This window comes from Bacillus sp. OTU530, from assembly GCF_038440375.1.
In genome coordinates, this window is sequence record NZ_JASATP010000005.1 from 201,074 (window position 1) to 214,971 (window position 13,898).

The 13,898-nt window shown below is 36.5% G+C and carries 18 protein-coding genes and 1 riboswitch; of the genes, 12 read left to right on the forward strand and 6 right to left on the reverse strand.

The genetic code is table 11. The features are described from left to right. Window position 1: 1 nt before the first annotated feature. Complete coding sequence (locus AAHB12_RS05705; protein WP_129726176.1) at window positions 2-1,180, forward strand: phosphoglycerate dehydrogenase; 1,179 nt, start codon at window positions 2-4, stop codon at window positions 1,178-1,180. A 252-nt stretch (window positions 1,181-1,432) separates the two neighbouring features. Here AAHB12_RS05705 and AAHB12_RS05710 read toward each other — a convergent pair whose 3' ends face one another. After that, complete coding sequence (locus AAHB12_RS05710; RefSeq protein WP_342044605.1) at window positions 1,433-1,960, reverse strand: DinB family protein; 528 nt, start codon at window positions 1,958-1,960, stop codon at window positions 1,433-1,435. Window positions 1,961-2,408: 448 nt separating this feature from the next. On the opposite strand from AAHB12_RS05710, the gene AAHB12_RS05715 reads away from it, so the two are divergent. After that, window positions 2,409-3,575, forward strand: a complete 1,167-nt coding sequence (locus AAHB12_RS05715) for a DHH family phosphoesterase (RefSeq protein ID WP_342044606.1) — start codon at window positions 2,409-2,411, stop codon at window positions 3,573-3,575. 175 nt (window positions 3,576-3,750) lie between these two features. On the opposite strand, the gene AAHB12_RS05720 is transcribed toward AAHB12_RS05715, so the two are convergent. Continuing rightward, complete coding sequence (locus tag AAHB12_RS05720) at window positions 3,751-4,053, reverse strand: iron-sulfur cluster biosynthesis family protein (RefSeq protein WP_165350656.1); 303 nt, start codon at window positions 4,051-4,053, stop codon at window positions 3,751-3,753. A gap of 236 nt (window positions 4,054-4,289) precedes the next feature. Then, window positions 4,290-4,511 (reverse strand): spore germination protein, encoded by a 222-nt coding sequence (locus AAHB12_RS05725; protein WP_342044607.1) that lies wholly within the window; start codon window positions 4,509-4,511, stop codon window positions 4,290-4,292. 634 nt (window positions 4,512-5,145) lie between these two features. Between AAHB12_RS05725 and AAHB12_RS05730 the strand changes: the two genes are divergently transcribed. Further along, entirely contained in the window at window positions 5,146-5,832 is a 687-nt protein-coding gene (locus AAHB12_RS05730) for a TerC family protein (RefSeq protein ID WP_342044629.1), read from the forward strand. Window positions 5,833-5,899: 67 nt separating this feature from the next. Here the strand turns inward: AAHB12_RS05730 and AAHB12_RS05735 are convergent, their stop codons facing one another. After that, complete coding sequence (locus tag AAHB12_RS05735; RefSeq protein ID WP_281278866.1) at window positions 5,900-6,028, reverse strand: hypothetical protein; 129 nt, start codon at window positions 6,026-6,028, stop codon at window positions 5,900-5,902. A gap of 834 nt (window positions 6,029-6,862) precedes the next feature. Then, window positions 6,863-6,951, forward strand: a riboswitch (cyclic di-GMP riboswitch). A gap of 27 nt (window positions 6,952-6,978) precedes the next feature. On the opposite strand from AAHB12_RS05735, the gene AAHB12_RS05740 reads away from it, so the two are divergent. The 6 genes from AAHB12_RS05740 to AAHB12_RS05765 all read left to right on the forward strand — a co-directional run bounded on the left by AAHB12_RS05740 (window position 6,979) and on the right by AAHB12_RS05765 (window position 9,779). After that, window positions 6,979-7,260, forward strand: a complete 282-nt coding sequence (locus AAHB12_RS05740; RefSeq protein ID WP_129726180.1) for an ArsR/SmtB family transcription factor — start codon at window positions 6,979-6,981, stop codon at window positions 7,258-7,260. 184 nt (window positions 7,261-7,444) lie between these two features. Then, window positions 7,445-7,720 (forward strand): ArsR/SmtB family transcription factor, encoded by a 276-nt coding sequence (locus AAHB12_RS05745; RefSeq protein ID WP_129726181.1) that lies wholly within the window; start codon window positions 7,445-7,447, stop codon window positions 7,718-7,720. Between the two features lie 261 nt (window positions 7,721-7,981). Continuing rightward, window positions 7,982-8,491 carry an RDD family protein gene (locus AAHB12_RS05750; protein WP_165350657.1) on the forward strand — a complete coding sequence of 170 codons (510 nt, stop codon included), beginning with the start codon at window positions 7,982-7,984 and terminating at the stop codon, window positions 8,489-8,491. A 36-nt stretch (window positions 8,492-8,527) separates the two neighbouring features. Further along, the gene (locus AAHB12_RS05755; RefSeq protein WP_342044608.1) at window positions 8,528-8,980 is read left to right on the forward strand and encodes an NUDIX hydrolase; all 453 of its coding nucleotides are present in this window, start codon (window positions 8,528-8,530) and stop codon (window positions 8,978-8,980) included. Between the two features lie 56 nt (window positions 8,981-9,036). Continuing rightward, a complete protein-coding gene (locus AAHB12_RS05760) occupies window positions 9,037-9,330 on the forward strand; it encodes a hypothetical protein (RefSeq protein WP_342044609.1) in 294 nt (97 codons plus the stop codon). 275 nt (window positions 9,331-9,605) lie between these two features. Continuing rightward, a complete protein-coding gene (locus AAHB12_RS05765; RefSeq protein WP_165350653.1) occupies window positions 9,606-9,779 on the forward strand; it encodes a hypothetical protein in 174 nt (57 codons plus the stop codon). Window positions 9,780-9,914: 135 nt separating this feature from the next. On the opposite strand, the gene AAHB12_RS05770 is transcribed toward AAHB12_RS05765, so the two are convergent. After that, window positions 9,915-10,265, reverse strand: coding sequence for a hypothetical protein (locus tag AAHB12_RS05770; protein WP_342044610.1), 351 nt, complete (start codon window positions 10,263-10,265; stop codon window positions 9,915-9,917). A gap of 1,143 nt (window positions 10,266-11,408) precedes the next feature. Between AAHB12_RS05770 and AAHB12_RS05775 the strand changes: the two genes are divergently transcribed. Next, the gene (locus AAHB12_RS05775; RefSeq protein ID WP_342044611.1) at window positions 11,409-11,582 is read left to right on the forward strand and encodes a hypothetical protein; all 174 of its coding nucleotides are present in this window, start codon (window positions 11,409-11,411) and stop codon (window positions 11,580-11,582) included. A gap of 541 nt (window positions 11,583-12,123) precedes the next feature. Here the strand turns inward: AAHB12_RS05775 and AAHB12_RS05780 are convergent. Then, window positions 12,124-12,774, reverse strand: a complete 651-nt coding sequence (locus AAHB12_RS05780) for a DUF421 domain-containing protein (RefSeq protein WP_129726186.1) — start codon at window positions 12,772-12,774, stop codon at window positions 12,124-12,126. Between the two features lie 184 nt (window positions 12,775-12,958). Here AAHB12_RS05780 and AAHB12_RS05785 point away from each other — a divergent pair, with 184 nt between their 5' ends. Further along, window positions 12,959-13,213 (forward strand): YjcQ family protein, encoded by a 255-nt coding sequence (locus AAHB12_RS05785; RefSeq protein ID WP_342044612.1) that lies wholly within the window; start codon window positions 12,959-12,961, stop codon window positions 13,211-13,213. A 302-nt stretch (window positions 13,214-13,515) separates the two neighbouring features. Continuing rightward, window positions 13,516-13,857, forward strand: a complete 342-nt coding sequence (locus AAHB12_RS05790; RefSeq protein WP_342044613.1) for a hypothetical protein — start codon at window positions 13,516-13,518, stop codon at window positions 13,855-13,857. Window positions 13,858-13,898 lie beyond the last annotated feature (41 nt).

Here is a 13,898-nt window from a genome sequence, read left to right on the forward strand (position 1 = left end):
CGTGTTTAAGATTCAAACGTTAAACAATATCGCTTCCTGCGGTCTTGATATATTTTCGAATGAACGTTATACAATTGAAAAAGAGTGCGAGTCACCAGATGGCATCCTGCTTCGCAGCTATTATATGCATGACATGGAGTTGCCAGAAAACCTAAAGGCGATTGCGCGCGCGGGCGCGGGCGTTAATAACATTCCAGTAGATACATGTACGGAAAAAGGAATTGTCGTATTTAATACTCCTGGCGCAAATGCAAATGCGGTGAAGGAAATGGTACTAGCAAGTATGCTTTTATCATCCCGTAATTTGTTAGAGGGCGTATCTTGGGCAAAATCATTGCAAGGACAAGGTGATGTTGTACCAAAGCTTGTAGAAGCCGGCAAAAAAGAATACGTAGGTAGAGAAATCAAAGGCAAAAAGCTTGGAATTATCGGTCTTGGTGCAATAGGTGCATTGGTTGCAAATGATGCATTGTCATTAGATATGGAAGTAATCGGCTATGATCCATATGTGTCCGTAGAAACAGCATGGAGATTATCTCGCCAAGTGCAGCGTGCTCTTAGCATTGAGCAAATTTTCTCTACATGTGACTTTATTACAATTCACGTTCCGCTTACAGAGCAAACGAAGGAAAGCATTAATGCACAAGCATTTGGCTTAATGAAAAAAGGTGTTTGCCTTATGAACTTCTCACGCGGTGAGCTTGTGAATGAAGAGGACTTAAGAGTGGCATTAGAAGAAGGAATTCTTGGTTCTTATATAACAGATTTCCCGAACGAGAATGTTCTTGGTATGAAAAATGTTATTCCAATTCCTCACCTTGGCGCATCCACGCTTGAGTCTGAGGAGAACTGTGCAATTATGGCTGCAAGACAAATGCGTGATTATTTAGAAACAGGAAATATCAAAAACTCTGTAAACTATCCGAATGTTGAGCTTCCTTACTTTGGACAAAAGCGTATTACAGTTGCGCATAAAAATGTTCCAAACATGGTTGGACAAATGACGGCTGCTTTGGCTGAGCACGGTATTAATATTGCCGATATGATTAATCGCAGCAAAGGCGGTTATGCTTACACAGTTATTGATATTGATAATAGTTTTGATGCGACAATTAAAGATGATATCGCAACTAGAATTCGCAGCATTGAAGGTGTAGCTGCAGTTCGTATTTTCCAATAAGACTTCCAAGATAAAGTCCGCATATGCGGACTTTATCTTGTTCCTCTGTGTAAAAATAAGCTGATTGAACAGGCGAATTATGAGCCGTTCAGTCAGCTTATTTTTACTTTTTTGCACTGTAAGAAAGTAAAAATTCCCAGCTAGAAGTGAATTCGACGTAGCGGGTAATTTTAGGAATACAGTATAAGTGCAACTACGCCTCTGTCTTCGCCCAAGAGCAGGGCTCGCCAATCAGCGCGAGTTTTCTTTATTTTACAATGCCTGTAAGTATCTTTCTTGGAGGATTGTTGCATGATGGAGCGCATGTCCAGCAATAATGTAAGCAAGTGCACGCGCAGTCACAGGACCGCCATTTGCTGTTCCGCTTCTCGTCCACGCGTCTTCAGGAAGTATACGAATAAGTGAAATAGTCGCATGCCGCACCGCAGAAAAATCATTTAGGAGCTGCTGCATAGAGAGTCGTTCATAAGAAGCGTGCTGTACATATACATTTTCATCAAAGCCAGCCAGATCTGTTGTATCACCACGCCCAATCCGTAAAAGGCGATAGCTCATAATACGTTCGGTATCTGTTATATGACCAAGTACTTCCTTTATGCTCCATTTCCCTTGAGCATAGCGATAGCCGCTTTGTTCTTCTGAAATTGTCCCAAGCAATGTTATGATTTCCTCAGCTTGACGTGTTAGTAGGGAACATAAATCTCCTTCTAAAATAGCATCTACATATTTTTGATAATAAGTTATATATTCTTCTCTTTCTGGCTTTTGGATGATCATCATTCTTTTCTCCTCTCTTTCTGTAAATTTCCACCATTTCTAATCATACTACGCTTTTGTCCATTTGTCGAAATTTTCGCATCTCAAAATAGCTGCTCCCCAACCAAGTGTTGCTTATTAAACGTAATCTTGTAAGCAAACCTGCACGAAAAGTACAAATTGACAGGATAGAAGTGGATATGATATCTTTAAGGTGTTTTTAATGCACTTTACAGGTTGTTGGGTTGTTTCGGAATGAGACAAACAGCATACCATTTCTCGTTTGATTTGAAATTTTCCTATAAGCGATTGAGTTCTTGAGGTACATGTCCTGATGGCATGTACTTTTTCTTTTGAATAAGAACAGCATTATATACAATGCAGCATGGAAAGTGCATTATAATAGAAACTATCTGTATTGATATTCCAACCTACTGTAAACCATACTAAGGAAAAACAAGGAGATGAACTCATGTATCATGTATACTCTCATAACGATCTAGACGGTATCGGATGCGGCATTGTAGCAAAGCTGGCATTTGGAAACGAGATTGAGGTTCGCTATAACTCGATTGCGGGCTTGAACGATCGAGTGGGCCGTTTTTTAGACACAGCTCGGTTAGAAGACCAGTTATTTATTACGGATTTATCTGTGAATGAGGAGAATGAAGCGAGAATAAGTGAATTTGTACATAGAGGAGGGAAAGCAAGACTGTTAGATCATCATAAAACAGCCTTGCATTTAAATAAACATGAGTGGGCATCTGTACAGGTGAAGTACGAGGATGACAGATTGGCATGTGCAACTTCATTGTTTTATGAGTTTCTAGTAAATCAAGGCTTTTTGGAGCCATCAACTGCTGCTGCTGAATTTGTGGAACTCGTACGTCAATATGATACTTGGGAATGGGAAAAGCATCAGAATCTAAAGGCAAAAATGCTGAACGATCTTCTTTATTTGCTCTCGATAGAGGAATTCGAAGAAAAGATGGTTGAGCGTCTAAAGGCTGCTGAATCATTTCAGTTTGATGACTTTGAAGAAAAGCTGTTAGAGATGGAACAGGAAAAAATTAAAAGATATGTGCGCAAGAAAAAGCGCGAACTGATACAAACCACGATTAATGATCTTTGTGTTGGGGTTGTACACGCTGAATCGTATCATTCAGAGCTTGGTAATGAGTTAGGAAAGGAATACGAGCATTTGGATTACATTGCCATTGTAAACATGGGAGGGAAGAAAGTAGGATTTCGGACCATTCATGATAGTGTAGATGTTTCGGAAATCGCCGGCCTTTTTGGCGGTGGCGGTCATGTGAAGGCATCTGGCTGTCCTCTTACTGAAGAGGCATTTAGTGTGTATGTGACAAATATATTCCATCTTCCTGCTGTAAAGGAAGATGCACCTAAAAATACACGTAACCTAAAACAGTCTGAGCATGGTTCACTGTATCAAAATCATGAAAAAGAATTGATTTTCATTCATCCTCTAAATGAAAAATGGGGAATTATTCACCAAGAAAATAAATTGGAGAAGGAATTTCCTTCATTTGAAGAAGCAGAACGCTTTATAAAGCGACACTACACTTGTTGGCTAGCGGATGATGAGAAATTCGTGAATTATATTCCGGTAAGCAAATAGTGTAAAGTAAACATAGAAAAGGCATTGCCTCGCCGATTTGAGACGGTATACAGTAGCTAAAACAATACCCCCTGTTTCAGTAGGAAAGGGGGCATTGTTTTTTAGAAATGGATATACTACCTTTTTGCTTATATGCAGCCGTATAGAAACTCATTTCTTTGCGTTCATTTTCACTTTACTTACGTTTTACAGATAAACCATAGGCAAGTGTTTCGTTTGGTGTAGTAAGTCGAAAGGCAGCTACATGATCTAGCTTTACTTTGCTTCCAAGATAGTCCCTTGCAAAGGAATTCGCCAAGATGGTGAGTCCGTTTTTTTCAAAAATAACATCATCATGTTGTCGCTCATCTAGAGTTAGGTCGATATCGACGACAGCGCTGCATGTACCTACCGGCTGAATATCAATACGCAGGCAAAGTGGCACTATATTAAGCTTTTTAAGTTGTTCCTCTGCGCTTTCAGTAATAATAAATTCCATAAAAAGTCCCCCTTTTTTGATTTGCTCACATTGAGATTATTCACAGTGCGAAATATGATTGTAGCTTGGCTTTTTCATTGTACACGTTTAAATAGCAAATCTTCAAACTTTTGTGCAGCTTCATCCTGCAATGCGGGACTACATGGCTATATGTGTTTTAACATAACATTTGATACAGGAAGTCAAGGGTTTAGATTTTTTTGCGATCGGACTAGTCTCAAGTGACTTACGAATACTTATAGAGTAAATGTTTGGTTTTCATCAGATTTATTAGCATTTCCTATATTTGTTTTACTAACACCATTAAATGTGTTTACAGAATATCCAGTATTTGATGATCCAGCTCCATGATAGCCCTTTTCAGTTGATATTGGTGTTACCTCATAAGTATCTCCTATGTTAAAAGCACCAGTGACGTCAATGTTGCTTATTACAATTCCTTTAACAATTGAAGGCATTGTTTCGCCTACTTTCCCAATATTTTTATTCCACTAACAAAAGGTAAGGACCCTTTATATATTGAAAGTTACAATCTTAATGTATAAACTCTGTGAAGTTTGGTAATACCTTTTTCAGTATATGATAAATGTTTTAGGAGTGGTGTTTTGTTCTTTTATTAATATGTTTTACATTCTGTGCTTTCTAAGTTATTCATTTGTATATTGCATACATGTCAAGTTTGACATAATCCCACATTACCGTCCAATTCACAATGTGCTTCTCTCTCTTCATTCTGGATAGAGAAAGCGCGGGTATGGATGTGTAAGGAAGATACAACAAATGACGCGCTGGAAATGGGAGGCGACGATGAAGAGAAAGGAGTAATCTTTTCGAGCGGATGAATGCGGAGATTATATTCTGTGTACCTCATGCTGGCGGAAAAGACTCGCAGGCTATGGACATTTGATAATGGACGGTTAATAAATAGAATTCAGGGCAAGTTAAATATGCCTTGGATTATCAGTGTATTTGCAACTAGTTATGTTAGGCATTACTTTCACAAGGATGTGAAATATGTTGGTCGTAAGATAAGTTTGTTGCTACAAGTGAAAAATAGAATTACAGCACGATTCATTGGAGGAATTGAAGTTGATAGAAGGGTTGTTTGTAGACTTAGTTAAAATCATTTTTATTAATATCATTCTAAGCGGTGACAATGCAGTTGTGATTGCATTAGCTTGTCGAAATCTTCCTGAAAATAAGAAGAAAAAAGCAATTTTTTGGGGGAGTTTTGGTGCTATTGCTTTACGGATAGTCCTTACTTTTGTGACGGTTTGGTTATTGCAGATCCCTTACTTTCAAATCGTAGGAGGAATTTTATTACTGTGGATCGCGGTTAAGCTAATAGATGGTGAAGACGAGGGAGAAGATCTTGAAGGTAGCAGCAGTATGGTTCAGGCGATTAGAACCATCATTATGGCGGACTTAGTAATGAGTCTTGATAATGTCATAGCGATTGCAGGAGTAGCAGAAGGAAACCTTTTGCTCATTATAATCGGATTAGCTGTTAGTATCCCGTTAATCATTTGGTGTAGTCAACTATTAATGAATTTAATGAATCGTTTTCCCATCCTTATTGTATTAGGTGCAGCTCTACTTGGATATACGGCCGGAGAAATGATGTTAAACGATAAAGTGATTGCCCGTTTTGTGGAGAGCAAATTTCCTTTAGGGCATATTATTATTCCAGTTACATTAGCAATTTTGGTTATTATAACTGGCAAGTTAAAAAATAAAGAGCTGGAAAAAACGGACAAGGCTTCGTTGGAGAGGGGCTAATGCCCTTCTCTGCAACATATGACTGATTTTCAAAAAAAAATCTGTGTGAGGGGATTTGAGTTATTTTTTATTGCTGTTGTTTATAAAATCCAATTAATTCCTGAATGGAATGGATTATTTCGCCAAATTGAAATGTAAATAATGACAATGCTGATAAAGAAAAGAAAATAACAGGGACTAGACGAAACCAATGCATTGTATTCCCTCCGTTTCAAAATAATTTAACAAAAATAATATAAAAGTATTTAATAAAGATAATAATACCAATCATAAATTTTATCAAGTGTAAATTTTTATCGGATTAATAATTAATAAGGTTAAGTTTGTGGAGGAAGTGCCGGCGGTAAAATATTTATTCAAGTTTAGTCACATAAAAAATATTTTGTTATTTCTATAATAATACAAGACTTGGTTAACATAGTGTTTTATAACGGACTAAAATATATAATGGTGATTGCTATAATACTTACAATTTTCTACTCTAATTTCTAATAATCTTTATGATTTAATTTCTTATTCCTTAATGTATAAATAACCTTCTGTGAAGGGATTGTTTGGTTTGAATAGAAATAAAAATATGCCTATCATCATTTTCTTGTGTATCTTCTTGTCAATAGTTCTTGTTGTGAATGCTATCCTCCATATTAAGATATATATTGTGTATAGCTCAGGTATCGGTTCTTTATTATTGATAGGAGTAATAGTTCTAACTATTATTATTCTTTATCTCAAGGGTTATAAGTAACGAAAATTTTATCAGGGTGCTCTTTGTAACTGTATACTTTGTCTAGACCGTATCCTTGTTTAATCGGTTCTTTCATTGGTTTTACCTATACATTTCAACTTAACTTCATTATAATAATACGAAGTATTCATATAGTGAATGCTTTTTTCTTTTGGAGAAAACGAAAAAAATATTAAGATAAATATATAGAATGTGTAAAGTTCCGTGTTAATTGCTATTTTTTTAGAACCAGTTATAAAAATTTTGTAATATTTTTCTCTGTACTAAAACTCGACAAAAAATTATAATTATTAAGGGCAAACCTTGTGAAAACTTGGGACGCAAAGCTTTAGGGGCTAAAATAGCGAATGCTATCAAGCTAGCCAGCTGCCGTTCACGGGAAAGAAAAATTAGAGGAGTGAATGTATATGCAAATTGAAAGATTTAATGATGGGGCAGAAGTCTTAAAAGTATTAGCCCACCCTACGCGAATCGCGCTTGTGAATTTTATGATTGAAAAAGGTCCGGTAAATGTAACTACCCTTTATGAGGCGTTCGGAATGCCGCAAAGCACCATTAGCCAGCATTTATCAAGATTAAAATCTGTTAAGATTGTTTCGGGAACACGTAGGGGTTTGGAGATTTATTATGAGGTAAAGGACAAACGGGTAGAAAATATCCTTAATGCGGTAGTTAGTGCTTAAGGGTTATATTACCAAACCGAATTATTTTGAAGCATCTGGTGGAAATCAGGTGCTTTTTTGCATTGTAAGAAAGTATAAGATTAGAGGTTGAATAAAAAAGTTATTAGGAAAATTTCATACTTTCTTCATAAATTTCGAATATTATTGCATTATAGTCGATAAATAAAGTTAGGAGAGTAGTAGAATGAACATTGAAAAGTTTAATGACAGTGCGGAAATTTTAAAGGTATTAGCCCATCCTGCACGAATTGCGCTTGTGAAATTTATGATTGAAAAAGGACCAACAAATGTAACCTCTCTTTACGAAGAGCTTGAAGCGCCGCAAAGTACAGTTAGTCAACATCTATCAAAATTAAAGACTGCCAAGATTATTTCAGGAACGCGCAAAGGTTTAGAGATTTATTATGAGATAAAGGACGAGAGAGTAAAACCTATCCTGAATGCAATGATCAACGCTTAAGTACGATTTGGGTCATGGGTCCTGCACGACTGAGCACACGAAGTAGCTGAATGAAGCAAAAGCTTTATCCACTTTTATGTATGCCGCTTGCCAATGGGTGAGCGGTTTTTATTTTGAATAAATCTATATATTGCTAATTAGACATAAAAAGCGTACACTTACAAGGGAGTTATTTACATTTATTCCAATGCACAATTTAACATAAATGTATTCTCTAAAGAATTATTAAGAATGAAAAGCTATATAAGGAGATTTCAGTATATGTATGCTAAGGCTAAATATGTAGTAGTTAGACAGCAGAATATCCAACAGACAATGTGTTTTGCAAGCGTAGGAAAGCGATTCTCTGCAATCGTCATAGATGTGTTTTGTGTAACAGCAGTATTAGTCACTATATCCTTTTTTCTTACGGCAAATCACTCTGATACATTTTATAAAGGCTGGAAATCCCTATGGATTGATGGGATTTATTTCGCATTAATACCTTTAATTTTAAAAGGTGGCACAATTGGTAGGCTTGTATTAGGGTTAAAATTGATTAAGATAGACGGAAAACAGCTGAATTTTCGTACAATGCTAGTTCGAGAATTTATTGGAAAAGTAGGATTAGGTATGCTTACATTAGGAACTACATATGTGATCAGTATTTTTATGGTGATATTTCGAAAAGATAGACGCGCTATCCATGACTTTGTTGCCAAAACTGCTGTTGTCTATAAGAGAATAGATGAAAACTTAATAAGAGGCGAAAAGTTAAAAAGGTATTCATAAAATTGAACTGAGGTTAGTGTCATAGGAGGATTTAACATGAATTACATTCAAGAATTAAGATCTGCTGTAGGAACTCGTCCATTAATATTAACTGCTGCAGGTGTGATCTTACTCGATACTGAAGGCAGAATTCTGTTGCAGCATAGAACAGATACAAACGACTGGGGGTTACCGGGTGGTTTTATGGAAATTGGTGAAACGATTGAGGATACAGCGAGAAGAGAGATTTTTGAAGAAACAGGGTTAACGGTGGGGGAATTAAAGCTTTTTCATATTTTTTCAGGGGACCAAATGTATTATGAATACCCTAATGGTGATCAAGTATATAATGTTATTATTTGTTACTATTCTTCTGATATCACTGGAGAGATTAGACTTGATGAAGAGAGTAAAGAACTTAGATATTTTGATATTCAATCCTTCCCAGAAAACATAATGACAACAAGTAAAGTAATGTTGGATAAATATGTAAGTGGGAAAACCGAATAGTGAAGCGGATGTTCTGTAGTGAAAGGAGCGGGCAGGGTTAACAGGGAGGGTAAGCGATGGGGACTCAAGAGAAACGAATTAAAATTATATCGTTGGTTTGGTTAATTATTACCCAGATTGTGGCGGTATTATCAACATTGTTTTGGTTTATGGGTTGGGCCATGGCATTTGCTGAGGATGCATTTGCATCAGTAGCAACTATCTTTGTAACAAGTTACCCGCTATTTGTTATTGTTTCAATTATTATGGGATGGATCATCTTCATGAAGAAGAAATATTTACAATTGGTTTTGTGGAGTGTATTGCCGGTTATATGGTGGTTAATATTTTTCACACTAGGCAAGATCTAATAAATAGGCTTTTGTAAATAAAGAGCGGCTCTGGCTGCTCTTTTATGTTTAAATCTGGGCTCGGATAAGATGGGGGTGTTGTTTTAAGAAAAGTGTGGGTTTAAAAGATCTGTAAAAGGTCTATACAAAGAAAGCGTTTTTATTTGTAATTAATGTACAAAGTTGAATTTGTGAAAGTAAGTGATATTTAGGTTTTTTACCAAATTTTCATGTAAGAAAGGTAATCTATAGACAGTTACGATGAGAATAGTGCTAGGAAAGGAAGGCGAAGTCAAATGATTATACTTGAGCAAATGCAAAATGGACAGGGAGTTATCAACGCCCAATCAACAGTCTATCAAACTCCTCTAGAACAGGAAGGAAGTGTGTTTAAAGGAGTTCTGTGGGGATCGTTATTGAGCGTACCTCTTTGGGGTATAATCATTGCTGGTTTTCATTTCTTCTCTTAAGAAATGTGAATTTTTTTAACGTAAAATTATTATAGACATTTAACCATTTACCAGGGGGAGCTAGCTGCATAGCTCTCTTTTTATTTATTCTAGACCGCTTTTTGTTGTTTAAATTACCAAAATAGGGAAAATGTGTTATAATGAACTTACCCCTAATATGTTATGGCGCGCTTTGGCTATTTGCCGAGGCGTTTTCTTTATACACAAAAAATCACTCAACAGTACTGCTGAGTGGCAAAAAGGAGAAGTCATAACGTGTTCCCATAATTCTTCAGCAGCTTCCCATTTATCTTTTGTAGAAGCTGCAAATGATTCACTATGATCAACATCAACGCACCTATAGTTGCTACATCTATGCTCACGATAGATATGGCCAATCTTTCCTTCCCGACAATAGACATTGTACATATCGGCCGCTGTTTGGGAGACAAGTTCGAATTTCGCTCTTAATGCTCTTTGTGCCAACAATTTAGCAGCTTGATTCAAATTCGACACACCTCACTTTTAGATATCATCATACCTATTTATCAGTTTTATCAGAATATTGATAAATTAAACATCTCTCTTTAACATGGTACTACTCTTAAAAACAGGGGAAAAACGTACTAGGCTATTGTGAGAACATAAAATGTATAGTTATTCCTTAATGTGCCGTTACTAAAGCCTGACAAGATTTGTTTAAGTGGGGAACGAGTTGAATCGAATCAAAACATCATTGTTAGTAATTTACGGGCCGCTCTTAGCCGTCCTTTTTATTTGCAATTGGTTTTATTTCCTCTAAACCTGACTATCTTAATAATAAGTCAAAAAAGAGAGGTCGATATTATGGAGAGAGAAGGGAATTTTGCGAGAGGATGCCTTTGGGGATTGGTAATCTCTATTCCATTATGGATTGCACTTATCTGGTTGGTTAAGAGCGTTATTGAATAGCTTTATAACTGGAAGAGTCCTATTTCCGGTCTTTTTTCTTTTGCCTTGAAATTGAAAGGCGGTGAGAAGAATGTGTGAACAGATCAGAACCGACTGCCCTTTTTATGGTCATATCTTAACTTGGATGATATAAGCTTGTTATTTCACACTGCAAAAGGGTGTAAATTTCCATCTGGAAGTGAATGCGACGTAGCCGGAAATTTTAGGAATACAGTATAAGTAGAGCTACACCTCTGTCTTCGCCCGAGAGCAGGGCTTGCCATTCGGCGAGTTTTCTTTACAGGATAAGAAAGGATAGCTTTTCGGGGTGATGTCTAGCTCCCAAGGCCCAACACAGGCAGACTCCAGGCTGAATCTCCGCAAAAGGCAAAAAGCGCCTTTTACTCCGGCCCACCCCTACGTTGCCATAAAAGGCGGGCCTTGTCCGCTTTTCTTAATTAGTAAACGTAAAGTTTGTAAAAAGTATATACAAAGAAAGCGTTTTCATTTATAATGAGTATACAAAGTTAAAGATAGCTAAATCTTAATTTAATAGCAGTTAGAATGATGGAGAGAACATGGTGAAGCTCTGTTTCATAGTTATTTAAGGATGCTTTTGGAATCGATTCATATTTAGATTTTTCACCAAGTTTTCATTTAATAAAGGTAATCTGTAAACTGTTATGATGAGAATAGTGATGGAAAGGAAGGCGAAGCCAAATGATTATACTTGAGCAAAGTCAAAATGGACAAGGAGTTATCAATATTCAATCAACAATCTATCAAACTCCTCTGGAACAGGAAGGAAATATGTTTAAAGGGCTTCTATGGGGATCCCTGTTGAGCGTACCTCTTTGGGGTATAATTATTACTGGCTTTCATTTCTTCGCTTGAGAAATGTGAATTTTTTTAAAACGTAAAATTGTTATAGAAATTTAAACATTTACCACAAGGGAGCTGCATAGCTCTCTTTTTTCACTGTAAGAAGTATAAATTTCCAGACAGGAGTCAATTCGACGTAGTCGGAAATTTTAGGAATACAGTATAAAATTCACGGAACAACTGCTAAAACAACTCCTAACCATCACTGCCAAGTGAAAACGACATTTCCACTCCAAAATTTTACTTTTTCGCTATGTGCAGCAGCGATTTGGTCATACAATTCATTAGCCCTTTTGGGATATTGTTCTTGATTTGTCATTTGTCTAACCTCATTCTCTTTATGAAACGAGTAGAGAAAGCAACTTCTCAAGTTTTGTGAAATACTGCACATTAGCTTCAAAAGTAAATTAATATCAGACCTTGAACTTTTGTACGAAAACAAAAATATTCCTTGAATGAAGTTCATATGCTGCTAATCTTTCTTGTAATGTATGAGTAGGGAGGGATTAGGACCTCCCTATATTCTGTTTTTTGTAGCATTCCTTTAATAGTGTCATGGCCAATACTTTTGAATAAAAAGGTTTTTTCCTGGTTGCCATTCTGCATAACTGATTTCTGCAGGTTGACTTATCCCATGAGTATTTAGCTGCTGATACAGCCAGTCTTTATTTAAACCTGCTTTCTGGAGGTTTTTGAGGATAACCTCGCCATCACTAATAATAGTAAGGGGGAGAGTTTTCTTTTGTTCACCAGCATTTGCTTTTTGTAAAACACTAATACTTCCATCATTTTCCAATATGGCATATTCTACACCCTGAAGTGAGAAAATATCTTTGGAGCGCAATAATTGCTGTAATTGGTTAATATCCAAGTGGTTCTTTTTCATTTCGTTCCAATCTAATCTTCCTTGGTTAATAATGATGGCAGGTTTTCCTTCTAGTATATAGCGCAGTTTTCGAAATTTCTGTGTAACAATCTCGGTAATAAAAATAAGGAGACCCCATAATCCGATTGCTAAGAGGAGTTTTAAAAGGCCGACATCTCCATCAAATATAGCCCCACCAACTATATCTCCCAATACCAGGGCAGATATAAAATCGAAAGTAGTGATCTGACTAATTTGTGTTTTTCCTAGCCATTTCACAAGCATGAAAAGAGCTAAGTATCCAACTGTGAGTTCAATTAGAACCTGTAAGTAACTCATGTTTTATCTAACCCCTAACCATCTTCCTTATAACTCTGTTATGGACATATTCTTTTTACTTTAAACTAGTGTGTATAGTAGCACATGCTTACTTTAATAATTGCTCCCTTATTTTTTCAGAAGGGTGATACTGCTTTTCGGATAAGAGGAAAGATATGAAAAAGGGGGTGTTGGTATTAATGCAATGGATCAAATTTTAAGAGCAATTTATGAAGAGTTCAATAAAGAAACAGCTAATCTCAGTAACATTAATAGCGCTACAACTGAATTGGAGGGTAGGATCTTTAAGGAAGCAGTTCTTCAACTTGAGAAAGATGGCTATTTACTGGGTGTGAAAAAAGCAACAGGGGGGCAGGACAATAAAGTTTTAACAGTTTGGTTTGACTCTAATACTAGTGTAACCCGTAAAGGCGCAAGCCGCCTTACTGAAATACTTTAAGTGAATTTGAGCATTCCCTCGGGAGTGCTTTTATTTCACCTTAAGATATAAATTTCTAGCTGGAGGAGAATGTAACGTAGAGAGAAATTTTAGCAATAAAGTATAAGGACCACTATGCCCTTGGCTTCGTCCAAGAGCAGGGCTCGCCAATCAGCGAGTTTTCTTTAGTAAACCAAGTCATCTTAAAAAAGGGTATAGTGAATCGGCTGAATTAAGCTATAGTATAGAAAGCGGTATAATGCGCACAATAATTGTCGGAAGTTTAAGTATCAAAATAATAATTATTTGGAGGCTTTTGCTTTATGACACAAAAAAATCCACAGGAGCAATTAAAACAAGCTATTCAAGATGTCCAACAAGCGGAACAGGAACTAAAAAGTATCCAAGCTACTAACTCTCATCCAAATCAACGATTACAACAAGCACAGCAGGATGTCCAGGAGGCATATCAACAACTGCAATTAGAGAATCAACAATTACTGCAAGCACAACAACAGGTGGAAATAGAAACGCAACAATTACTGCAAGCGCAGCAAAAAGTTAAGCAAGAACAACAGGAGGTTAGAATGGCACAAGCAAAAGTTCAGCAGGCACAAGCTACTGCAACTTCTGCAATGACGGCTTCAAGCGACTCTATACAATAAAATAGTATAGTTTTTATTGTATTACAGAAATTTTTTTCTTA

Excerpts from the sequence above, each read along its gene's own strand:
- AAHB12_RS05710 (WP_342044605.1), bottom strand. The coding sequence starts at position 1,960 with ATGATGATCATCCAAAAGCCAGAAAGAGAAGAATATATAACTTATTAT.
- AAHB12_RS05765 (WP_165350653.1), top strand. The coding sequence starts at position 9,606 with ATGATTATACTTGAGCAAATGCAAAATGGACAGGGAGTTATCAACGCC.
- AAHB12_RS05780 (WP_129726186.1), bottom strand. The coding sequence starts at position 12,774 with ATGAGTTACTTACAGGTTCTAATTGAACTCACAGTTGGATACTTAGCT.
- AAHB12_RS05755 (WP_342044608.1), top strand. The coding sequence starts at position 8,528 with ATGAATTACATTCAAGAATTAAGATCTGCTGTAGGAACTCGTCCATTA.
- AAHB12_RS05720 (WP_165350656.1), bottom strand. The coding sequence starts at position 4,053 with ATGGAATTTATTATTACTGAAAGCGCAGAGGAACAACTTAAAAAGCTT.
- AAHB12_RS05790 (WP_342044613.1), top strand. The coding sequence starts at position 13,516 with ATGACACAAAAAAATCCACAGGAGCAATTAAAACAAGCTATTCAAGAT.
- AAHB12_RS05725 (WP_342044607.1), bottom strand. The coding sequence starts at position 4,511 with ATGCCTTCAATTGTTAAAGGAATTGTAATAAGCAACATTGACGTCACT.
- AAHB12_RS05785 (WP_342044612.1), top strand. The coding sequence starts at position 12,959 with ATGGATCAAATTTTAAGAGCAATTTATGAAGAGTTCAATAAAGAAACA.
- AAHB12_RS05750 (WP_165350657.1), top strand. The coding sequence starts at position 7,982 with ATGTATGCTAAGGCTAAATATGTAGTAGTTAGACAGCAGAATATCCAA.
- AAHB12_RS05740 (WP_129726180.1), top strand. The coding sequence starts at position 6,979 with ATGTATATGCAAATTGAAAGATTTAATGATGGGGCAGAAGTCTTAAAA.
- AAHB12_RS05715 (WP_342044606.1), top strand. The coding sequence starts at position 2,409 with ATGTATCATGTATACTCTCATAACGATCTAGACGGTATCGGATGCGGC.
- AAHB12_RS05745 (WP_129726181.1), top strand. The coding sequence starts at position 7,445 with ATGAACATTGAAAAGTTTAATGACAGTGCGGAAATTTTAAAGGTATTA.
- AAHB12_RS05775 (WP_342044611.1), top strand. The coding sequence starts at position 11,409 with ATGATTATACTTGAGCAAAGTCAAAATGGACAAGGAGTTATCAATATT.
- AAHB12_RS05735 (WP_281278866.1), bottom strand. The coding sequence starts at position 6,028 with ATGCATTGGTTTCGTCTAGTCCCTGTTATTTTCTTTTCTTTATCAGCA.
- AAHB12_RS05760 (WP_342044609.1), top strand. The coding sequence starts at position 9,037 with ATGGGGACTCAAGAGAAACGAATTAAAATTATATCGTTGGTTTGGTTA.